Raw genomic sequence first — 10,134 nt, 5'->3', positions numbered from 1 at the left:
CCGCAAGGAAGCCTATCGGGCCCATGAAATGATCGCCTGAGTTCAATCCCAGAGAACCGGGATTGGTAACGGCAGTCGATGATGTGTAACGATCGAGCCAATGGTGAGGCCAACCCGTCTGATTCAATGCGCTTCAAACGCGCGCCAGCTTGATCAGGGTCCTCATCGGCGGATTTCCATCAGGGCCAGCGGTCAAACTTCATACCGCACAAACAGGCCGGACATATGAAAGCAACCGATCAAACCACCCGACAAAAAGCCCTTGCCATAGGGGGCGTCCACATATGAATCACGCAACCGACATACAACAACAGATTTACGGCTCACGCCTTTAGTCCAAAATCAGGCGCGCACTTGCGTGCGCGGCTTTCGCACGTGCGTTAGCCGTTGTGGCTGTTTGTCCCACAGCTAGAATTTCCGCAACGTGGTCACCATTACTGGTGGGAGGTCGCACATGTGCGCCAAACTTCGCGATTGGCGCGACCGATACAATTCCCGGCATGGCCAGCAATTGCGCAGTGTTTTTAATCCCACGAAAAATCCCGGGGCGTTCCGTCCAGATGAAATGAATGGCCGCCCCCTTGCTCTCGGCACAACGCCATTCGAGAGTTTTGCCAAGTGCAGCATCCAGCACTGCCTGCACCGCACTTAATCCAGTTGCCATCTCGATGAGGTGGCTGCCGATCTTTCCTCCCGCAAGTCGCGGATTGATCTCCATAATCCTGATATCTTCGCCATCCACGCGACATTCGGTATGCACAGCTCCATGGCAGATATCGAGGGCGTTGAGAACGCGGCACGTAGCTGCGGCCAGAGCGGCAGCTTCGGGCCCAACATAGGGAAAGCTATGGCCCGCCTCGATGAAATGGTTGCGTTTGAGCCCAGTCATCTCTTTGGTAGTCACTCCTATGACTTGGCAGGGTCCCGCACAAAACTGGATCGTCTCGACACTAAACTCTGTTCCAGCAATATATGCTTCCATTAAGATCCCTGGAGGTGAACCTTGGCCCGCGGAGTTGCGCGTGAAGCTTCGCGCGGTCGCCATATAGTCTGTGAGTTGGCTCTCGTTGTGAATAAGCCTAACCCCAACCCCGTCGTTCTCTTCTTGGGGTTTGACAACCAAAGGGTAATTCAGTTGCTGCGCCGCCGCCACGGCCTCGTCTGGGTTAAGTGCCAGAAAAAATGGAACATTGTGCTCGGGGGCACGCTCTGCCAATGCCAGTCGCATCAGGTGTTTGTTTCTTGCGCGAAGTGCAGCCTCATAGCCTAGACCAGGGAGGGACATTTCCTGCGCAGCAAGTGCAGCCTGGGGAACATACATGTCGGCCGTGGTCGTAACAGCTGCTATAGAGGAATTTAGACCTCTTTGACGCACGATCCTGACCACTTCGGCATGCTTGTTGGTGTCACAGAAGAAAATATTATCTGCAGAGGACAATACGTCCGCACCGTAACGGCCTCTGTCCCGCGTGAGCAGTGTCACATTGAGGCCTTCGGCATGGGCCAATTGCTGTGCCCGACTACCAGCTCCCGTGGTGCTCGCTTCAACGAATATGATCTCGCGCTTCATGGTGACTGCTGATGCCTATTACACCATTTCGTGTGGTAAATCAGGGCAAACAAAGAAGGTGTGGTACTGCAGCGCTAGACATTTGGGAGAAAGGACCGCAGCGACGAGCGTTAACCGGCCGAGGAAACTCAGTGCCGTATAGGGGATATGAACTTTCCCGCCATTTTGCGGCCAAGGTATCGGGGCGAAGCTTGGCATGCGATGAAACAGCAGAAGCCCCTGCGACCTCTGCGGGGGAGTGGGTATCGAAATCGCGACGGACGAAGCTTCGGGTTGGACAGTCAAAATGGTCAACTGCGGTCCATCGCCGATCCGTTCCTGCGTGGTGCCACAATGGTCGCATTCTTCGCGATGGACCGTAGGCAAGTATGAGGCGAACGGCTCATAACGTGTCCAGTTAGAAACACCTCCGCATCGCGCGCAGGTGTGGGTGGTAGGGGATAATCTGCGACAGAAGGTTGCGTAGCGCGTCTGGATCCATCCAGTCGTCTGGATAGATTGAGCGAGAGCTGTGATTAATGCAAGCTGCAGAGCGTGTCGTTGATGTTCGAAAAATTGACCGAGCTGCGCTACTTCTTCCTCACCAAGCCCCGTGATGTGCCAAGCATGATCCGTACTTCCGGCAGATTCTGTTAGGTCTTTGACGTTCGCGTGAATTTCAGCTAGGGCGGAACTTTCCGGTATCCAGCGCGTCAGAGCAGCGCTTAAAAGTTCGAGCCCAAGATTGTCCTCGAGCGCACGCCTTAAGGAAGAAGGCAAAGGCAGTTGCGGCGGCCTCGATTGCAGAGGACCGATCGAAGGCCGTATATTGACAGGGCTCAAGCGATGGAGGGGATCGCCAAGCAATTGAAATGCCACTCCTCTTTCGAAGCGATTCGACTCAGCATTGAGACGGTTTACGATCTCACCAAGACTATTTCCTTGTAGAAGTGCTTGTGCAAAAACCGCCGCGTAATGCGGCGAAGTATGCAAGTTGCGGAAGCTGCCTATCACCGCAGAGCCGAGACTGAAGAGAAGTGCCGCCAGCGAATACGATTCGGGAACACATGAATCGCCCAGTTTTAGAGATGAGCAGCAATTCAGAAAAATCACGTCTCCCAACTTGAAAGATGGAAGGATGATGGGGTCAGTAAGAAAAGCCGTATTGAATGTGCTGAACCACCTTGAATCGAGCCGTATGCAATATTCGCTACCGTGGCCTGTTATCACAACGCCTGATGGTGCGGGTAGGTTTGGGTCCAATAGACGTCCAATAACGAAATTCGAATCAATGACCTGCCTTCCCGCCGCATTATGTTCGGTCGCAGGAAACCCGTCGATAATCTCGTAGACTCGATTGCCATCTAATGGCCTGCGCGGGCGCATTTGGGGTGATACATTGGTGGCGAGGGAGAAACCGCAGCCTCGTTCCGGCTCTTGTATCGCCCACTGCGCCAAGGCGCGAGAAACGCGCACGGTGAGTTGCCGCCAGGTGCCACAGAAGGTGAGCGACGATGCCCGACATGAAGCCAAGAAAGCGTCAAGTTGCGCCTCATCTAGAATTGCGATTAATCTCCGGCTTGGAAATTGGCGCTTGGCGAACGCGCCGCAATTTGGCGCCACCAACACGATATCCTCTTCCATTTGAAACCTCAAATGATTGTTGAAGCGAAACTAGGTCCCACTTGATGTTTGTCGGACAACACCCGCCATGAAGTTCATGATGATCTGCGCTGCAAGTCGCGAGGTCATATCATCTCGGTCCAAAGGCGGACTCACTTCAGTGATGTCGAGAGCGAGCGTTGGTGCGTTAACCGCGATCTCGAACACCGCATCCAAAACCTCATGGGCAAGAAGACCACCGCAATTGGGAACGCTCGTACCCGGCGCATAGGCCTGGTCGATGCCATCAATGTCGACGGAGATGTATACTCCGGCCCCATCAGCGGTCCCATGCTCGATTGCGGTTCTCAGAGCGACAGTCCAACCTACTCGACGTATGTCGTAAGGTGTCATCACCAGGACCCCGGCTGCTTCGGCCTCGCGCATGTATGCCTCTGAATAAATCGCAGCGTTGATTCCCATCTGGACAACCTTGCGATAGTCAATCACGTCCGACAGCGTCCGCATCCAATGCCCGGAATGCTCCTTGCCTGGTATTGGTTCGCGCGAATCGAAATGGGCGTCAAAAACAATCAGCCCCATTGGCGCCCCAGAAAGCCTATCACGAACACCCCGTATCGCTGGGTCGGTAATAGAGTGGTCACCACCCAAGACTATTGGCAATAATCTGCGCGGCAGTGCGGCAATGGCAGCTCGAATGTTTGAGTATGACTGCTCGAGAGAGTGCAGCGCATCGACCGATCCACACTCTACGAAGGACGTCTTGTCCAACGACACCCGCTTGTCGACGCAATATGCGCTTAACGTATTGAGTGCCGAAAGAATTTTCTCGGGACCGAAACGACAACCAGGGCGATGACTGACCGCAAAGTCGAACGGCACGCTAACGAATCCAAAAGCTGGAGAATCGTGTGGGGCGCTCTGCGCGGTAACCCAACAATCCCGGATCCACCGCACAGTCGGATCGTTTACGATTGGTACAGAAGATGTAACTTGCACTTAGACGGACCCCGCGCTGGGAACGACGGTCGGGGTTTCCTCACCCTGATGCATGGCATGCAGGCCACGCTCCACCACTTCGTCCGCTCCGTGCCTGCCCTCGAATCGACGATAAAGGTGAAGTTTACGCTCCATCCCAGATGACTGTACTGAGTCCCAAACACGTTCCCGCAGCAGGCAAAATCCATCTTGAACCGGGGTACGAACATGTCTGGCAAACTTTGAGTTCCAGATTGTTTCCAAGCTGTCGCAGCGAACGTGCCCCAAGAAACGGCCAAGGCCGTTGCAGTCGTAAACCTCGCCAAATAAATTCACGAATAGCCCGACGTTGACTTGTCTACAGCGGTAGCCGCCTGACATTGGGCGTGAGGGTTTATAGGTTAAGCCGAACTCTTGCTCGTCTACCTTGCGTACAGCCTCGAGCATATTGTTAGAGCGCTCGCGCTCTAAAATCATGGCAGCCCTATCGGCGCGGCCTTCCGGTATAAGGGTCACAATATAGTTGTGCACATTATTGATTCGGCACCACCGATGGAGTTCGACGACCTCTTCGAAATCTTTCGACTCGTTAAACTGTGGCGTTACAACCATATCAACTGCTACACGCGTTGGTATCGATTGGTTGAAGCCCTTTTCGAGAAGGTAATGAAGGCCTGCGTTGGCTTTCTCGGCATAGCCGGCCAAGCCAACCATTTTATCTTGGATATGCGTATCGCTTGAGTTGTGCTTGATAAAAACAGTGGCCCCGAGCTGAAAAAGCCGGTCAGCTGCCGAACGGTCAAGATGGTAGCCGCTCGTGAATATGACGGGCGTCATCCCATGACCATGAACACCAGCAATTATGTCCCAAAATCCCACATCGATCATAGGTTCACCAGCACCGGGAAATTCGACAGTGGTGGCACCGAGGTTGCGGGCCTGCTCGATCAAATCGAGGCGCTCCGCAGTTGTCAGTTCAACACGGTTGGGTACGGAATTGTATCTATCGGGCGTCCGGTCGCAATAAAAGCAATTGAGCTTGCACTCGCCGGTCAAGTCCAGGTCGAGGTGCAACATACGATTATTGGAACGTGCGTCGTCAACGATGTCCTTGGAATAGTCAGTGCCGGCAGCCCAAAGGTTCTCGATGCGCTCTCGCGCAGCAACAATATGAGGTAGATCAGCGTAAGCCGTGCTCGCTTTACCAATGGACATCATTTCCCCCCGTTTTGAAAAGACATAGCGTCACAAATCGCCTCGACTACCCGGCGAGAGCCTGCGCCAACTCGTGTGGAGATGCCGTGAATGCATGGGTCCTCGACACAATCTGCAAGGACCCAATACTTGAACCAACTCTAAACCTGTACGGTGGCGAGCAGCTTGGAGACCTTCTCAAGTTTCTCAGAAATCAGCGCGGTATGGACAATCTTCTGGGCCTCGCTAAGTTCCCTAATTGCTAGCTTGAGGGCCTCGGCCTCGTCGCCTTTGCCATACTTTAGATCGCTCATGGAAATTCCTCCTGGTTAGAGTGTTGCAATCAAAGATCGTGATAGGCATCCAATTGCGCGGCATCACCCACCGTATATGCCGGCAAGAAGCCAACTCGCCAACCACGCTAAAAAATAAGCACCAAATGTAGGAAAAATTGCAATCCTCAAATTTGACGGGTATACGCTGTTACTGCGCTTAGTTTTGGGTAGCACTTCCTTTTTTTTTGGGGGGTTACAAACTTATAGGCGGAAACCTTCCGCCTGACGGGGTGCGAGCCATGTGCTCGTGGGAGCGGTTCTGCGCCTTTGCGCGCGAGCCGGAACGACGGACGGTCGCTGGAGACGCAACCGTTTCGGTCGAAGGCGCATCCTATGAGGTCGAGCCCGAACTTGCCGGCGAGACGGTGACCTTGCTCTGGGGCCTGTTCGATCTGGAACTGTTCGTCGAGCATGAGGGCAAGCGCCTCGGGCCGTTCCAGCCTTCGCGCGGGGCGGTTCCCCTCTTTCGCTATCGCAAATACCAGAAGAGCCGGACCGAAGAGCGGCTCGACAAGGTGGTGCGGTTGGCAGACCAGCTTGGGCTCCCCCGCGCCGCGGTCACCGGCGGGGATCGCCCATTGCCTTCGCTGCCCTCGACTGCGGCTGGGCTGAGCGTATGGCGGACACCGTTTTCCGGAACCCGCAATAGAGACCGCTTATCCAAATGGCCTCGCAGCCCGTGGCGCCATCGTCGATCAACTCGGCCTTGACCGAGCAACTGCGTCAGGCAGGCGTGCCGGCTTGACCCACGCTCTCGCTGGCAATTAATCTGAGCACGTGGCCGTCGTTTGCGAGCAGCCTCGGATGTTGGCGAGCACGTTGGCAAAGAGCGTGAGCAGGGCACGTTCTCCATTGTCAGATAATCTGAGCAGAAAATGCCGATGTTGGCGAGCACGAGCCGTTATGTTGGCAAGCGGCTACACCTATCGAGGGCTTGCAACGCATCCTCGTTACCAAGCGCCGCCAGCCCGTTTAGATAGTAGCCGCGTCTGGATGTCGCCTTGTCGTCAATGCCGGGCGAGTAGGCGTCTTCATGGACGGGGTCATTGCTTGGTGGCCAAACAAGATAAGCGGCCTTGATGAGATGACACAGTGTTTGAGCATCGGCATCAAGTGCGTCCCGCTCCTCGGCGCGCTCTTCGGCACGTGAGTTGGACAACTCTTCGCGCCCCATGTAGCGCTTGAACAGGCTTGCGCTGGACGGGCTCCATAGTGCTCCGAAGGTCGCGATCCATGTAGACCAGGCAGCTGCCGAATCAATAGCGAACAAGGCATCAAGCCAGAGCCACGCTTCGGCGAACCTAAACTCTATCACATGGGCTGCGAATTGCTGGCGGAGAATCGGTGATAGTTGTGAGGCCGAGACCGCATGACTCCGGGCAATTATCGTGAGAGCCATTTCCAAGTCGCGACGATTCTCGGGGATCCCTGCGGTTTGAAGCAGTTGGAACAGTGGTGCCGCTGTAAGCTCACGGATTGCAGAGGTGGAATAGGCTATGCGACTGAACCCGTCCGAGGAAAACTTCTCTTCACTGCTCGAGGTAATGTCCTGCGTGAGAACGGTCGTCGCCACGGTCACGAAAATTCCGGGCTTCAACGTGATAAGAGCCGGCATCCAGTCCGGAAAGCCGTTCATGTTAGAAAAGCCGTAGGTGAAGGCCCGTTCTATCAAGTCATCGGACAGGTTCGCCAGTTCGCTCAGCGATTGCAGGGCAAGGCCGGTCAATCCGATCATGGCCTGATAGTCGCTTTGTGCGGGGTAGGTAATCCCGTTTTCTCGCCAGTACCTTTTGAAGCCGGAGGCGAACAATCCCGCAATCAGCTGGCCATGGCGCTCGCGCATGCGTTCTATGACTGCTGGACCAAGGTCATTTGGACTCTTGTTTACCGCCCAAGCCAGATAACCAGGTCTGCGCCCCTGGGACAAACCACGGAAATCCCTGAGAAACGTTGCTCCGTTACGGAGCTTCCAGCATGCATCGATCACTGAATCGACACTAGCGTGAAACCTGTGTTTGATCTGGTACCAGTCCTTATGACGAAACTGATGCTTCAGCCGTCTTATCGGCGCTAGGTGGCCATAGGCGCGCTTTAACTCGCTGCTGCCATGGGTCCGCGCAAGGTTTCTAAGAATGGCGTTTGCGTGTTTGCGTTCTTCAGCGTCCCGGATCTCGTCAAACACGAATTGGGCGCAGGTGAAATACAGATCCCGATCCCTTTCAGTCTGCTCCTCGGCCATGAGGGCGCCAAGGCGCTCGATATCTTTCGAATTGAATACCTCGACTGCCTTATCGCTTCGATCGATCTTGAGCGGGCCGACTGCCTGGCGCGCCACGTACCATTCACTCTGCATATTTTCGAACAAAGCGAGGCGCATCAAGATTAGGTCGATCTTCAGGTCGTTCAACGGACGGATGGTCGTCGCGAGCTTGTCGAAGCTGGTCTCGCGCAGCGAATAGCTCTGCCTTCCGTTAAGACCGAAGACAAATTCGAGTGCTTCGAGCCGTACCGCCTTTGGCAACACTTCGCCACCGTGCTGCAGCAGCCTGTCCAATGCCTGGCAAATGGGGGCGCCAAGCATCCTGAACCTCGGCTGGATCGTCGGCATCATATCCCGGTCACTCTTTCGCGGAGCGCGCGCGAACCGAAGGAAAATCTGAAGCCAGTTCCCCAATTGATCCAATGATAGTTCGGCAACCAGCCCCTCCAGCAACATTGCGGTGGCTGATGCATAATTTTTGGCTTCCCGGCGGAAGCGATCCACGAGAGCGATTGCATCCAGGAGAGAAACACCGGCGGGCACGACGTATCGCACAGCACTGGCCACGAACAAGTTCCACGACGGCGCGCTTTGCGTATCCTCGTGCTTGGGAGCGGTCGACAGAAGCGCAGCCGCAAGTACATCATGGGCAAATGAAAAATCGTTCAAATCCGCCAGTGCAAGACAAGCCTCCGCCCTGACGCGAAGACCTTCGGTCTGATCGCAGGCGATTGTCCGCAGGTCCGCGGCCATTGACGTCATCTGGCCAAATCTGATCATCTCGACGAGTAACTCACGGACCTCAGGTGAAGTTGCGATCGCTAGCTGCTCTCCGATTGCCGGTGCCAGATCGGGAGTAACAAACTCCCGCACATCCTCCTGGTAAAACCATTCGCCTCGATAAAGCCGCTCCCGGTATGCAGCGACGTGTGCAGCAATGGCACGTGACTTCTCGTCAACCGTGAGCCGTGTCGGATCGCCGGTCTCAATAAGAAGCGACGGTCGGATCCTGGTCACAATCCTCCTCGCGATCGGATCGATCGTCGCCAACCATCCCAAGACGTGCTCGGTCGATTGAGGGACTTCGGTACATCCCAAGCCTTCTGCAAGGAGAGGCTTAACTACGTCGAGCGATCCGGCATTTTGGCCGATCGCCCGGCGGAAAAAGCAAGCAGCGAGGTAGTCACGCAACTCCCGATGGGCAAACCTCACTCGTCCGGAAATGGACGGCTGAAACAACCCATACGAAAGAAGCTGGCGCACATCCATCTCCGTCCAGCGATCGGCGTCGCTCGATAATGCCGAGAGCGCGTGGATCGCCATCGGTTTGTCCGGCTCGGACGTAAAATCCTGAACGTCCGATAGGACGGAGATCGCGGCAAGCTTTTCACATGCCTGCCGTCCCAGCAGGGGGTCAAGGTTCGATCGACGCTCCTGTCCGCTCTCGGTCCTCAGTCTGAATCTGACGATATCTTCGTATACCTGCAGCCTTGACGAAAAGATGCTGGGCGGCTCCTTGCCCTCCCCAACTGCTTCTAACCACAGATCGAGGAGAAGCTGCACGTCCAGTGGCTGCGACACGAGATTGGCGGCTTTAGCTCTGTCGATTGCTGCCGCGAACTGGTCGGGATCTACGCCACGGTGCTTGGCGATTTTCCTCACATCAGGCTTGCGAAGAGGTAGCAGGCGAAGCGTCTTTACTTTAATCTGTGCCTCTTGACTCGGATCCGAGACGCGAAAGCCCTTGATTGCCGTCTCGATCGCCCGCAGATCGCCATCACCCTGCCACTCGCTGGCCCTAGAGCTGATGATAACCCTCAGTTCCTTTCCTGCGGAACCTACCTCGCGTGAGAGACGCGCCAAAGCATCCGCCAAAGCGCTGGTATTGCGAGCATCAGGCAAGCGCGCTTCGTCAAGTGCATCAAGAAGGGCGACTGCCGGGCCGCGTTTCACCTTCCACCTCGCGAAGGCCGTCGGAGATGCTTCGTCGTGCGGTGAGAACGAATCCTCCGCGGACAGGCGGCAAAGTGCCTCAATCCTAAAGACGAAGGCAGGGGTGCCAGCGGAACGTAGCTCCTTTGCCAATTCCAGCAACTCTCGCGTCTTGCCGGCACCAGCAGAACCGAGGACTATCGCGCAGTCCAACGTCGCGACTTCGTGCCATGACTGGCCCTCGTTCCCACGTGAAGGGTTTG

Annotated in this window: 7 protein-coding genes; 1 reads left to right on the top strand and 6 read right to left on the bottom strand. The window is 55.5% G+C overall.

Annotated features, from left to right (window positions below):
* Positions 1–331: 331 nt before the first annotated feature.
* The 5 genes from USDA257_RS32725 to USDA257_RS37320 form a co-directional block, all read right to left on the bottom strand.
* Positions 332–1,570, bottom strand: a complete 1,239-nt coding sequence (locus USDA257_RS32725; RefSeq protein ID WP_014857770.1) for an ATP-grasp domain-containing protein — start codon at positions 1,568–1,570, stop codon at positions 332–334.
* A gap of 18 nt (positions 1,571–1,588) precedes the next feature.
* Positions 1,589–3,193, bottom strand: a complete 1,605-nt coding sequence (locus USDA257_RS35265) for a hypothetical protein (RefSeq protein ID WP_014857769.1) — start codon at positions 3,191–3,193, stop codon at positions 1,589–1,591.
* A gap of 30 nt (positions 3,194–3,223) precedes the next feature.
* Positions 3,224–4,129: an agmatinase family protein gene (locus USDA257_RS32720; protein ID WP_219731943.1), complete on the bottom strand. Its 906-nt coding sequence runs from the start codon at positions 4,127–4,129 to the stop codon at positions 3,224–3,226.
* A gap of 42 nt (positions 4,130–4,171) precedes the next feature.
* On the bottom strand, positions 4,172–5,365 hold the full coding sequence (locus USDA257_RS32715; protein ID WP_015633602.1) for a radical SAM/SPASM domain-containing protein: 1,194 nt from the start codon (positions 5,363–5,365) through the stop codon (positions 4,172–4,174).
* 140 nt (positions 5,366–5,505) lie between these two features.
* Positions 5,506–5,658 (bottom strand): hypothetical protein, encoded by a 153-nt coding sequence (locus USDA257_RS37320; protein ID WP_014857766.1) that lies wholly within the window; start codon positions 5,656–5,658, stop codon positions 5,506–5,508.
* A 260-nt stretch (positions 5,659–5,918) separates the two neighbouring features.
* Between USDA257_RS37320 and USDA257_RS32710 the strand changes: the two genes are divergently transcribed.
* Positions 5,919–6,389 carry a hypothetical protein gene (locus USDA257_RS32710; RefSeq protein ID WP_014857765.1) on the top strand — a complete coding sequence of 157 codons (471 nt, stop codon included), beginning with the start codon at positions 5,919–5,921 and terminating at the stop codon, positions 6,387–6,389.
* 191 nt (positions 6,390–6,580) lie between these two features.
* Here the strand turns inward: USDA257_RS32710 and USDA257_RS32705 are convergent, their stop codons facing one another.
* Complete coding sequence (locus USDA257_RS32705; RefSeq protein ID WP_144051999.1) at positions 6,581–10,033, bottom strand: hypothetical protein; 3,453 nt, start codon at positions 10,031–10,033, stop codon at positions 6,581–6,583.
* Positions 10,034–10,134 lie beyond the last annotated feature (101 nt).

The organism is Sinorhizobium fredii USDA 257, assembly GCF_000265205.3.
Taxonomy (GTDB): domain Bacteria; phylum Pseudomonadota; class Alphaproteobacteria; order Rhizobiales; family Rhizobiaceae; genus Sinorhizobium; species Sinorhizobium fredii_B.
The sequence above is the reverse complement of the archived record's forward strand: the minus strand, read 5'-3'. Positions and strand labels throughout refer to the sequence as shown.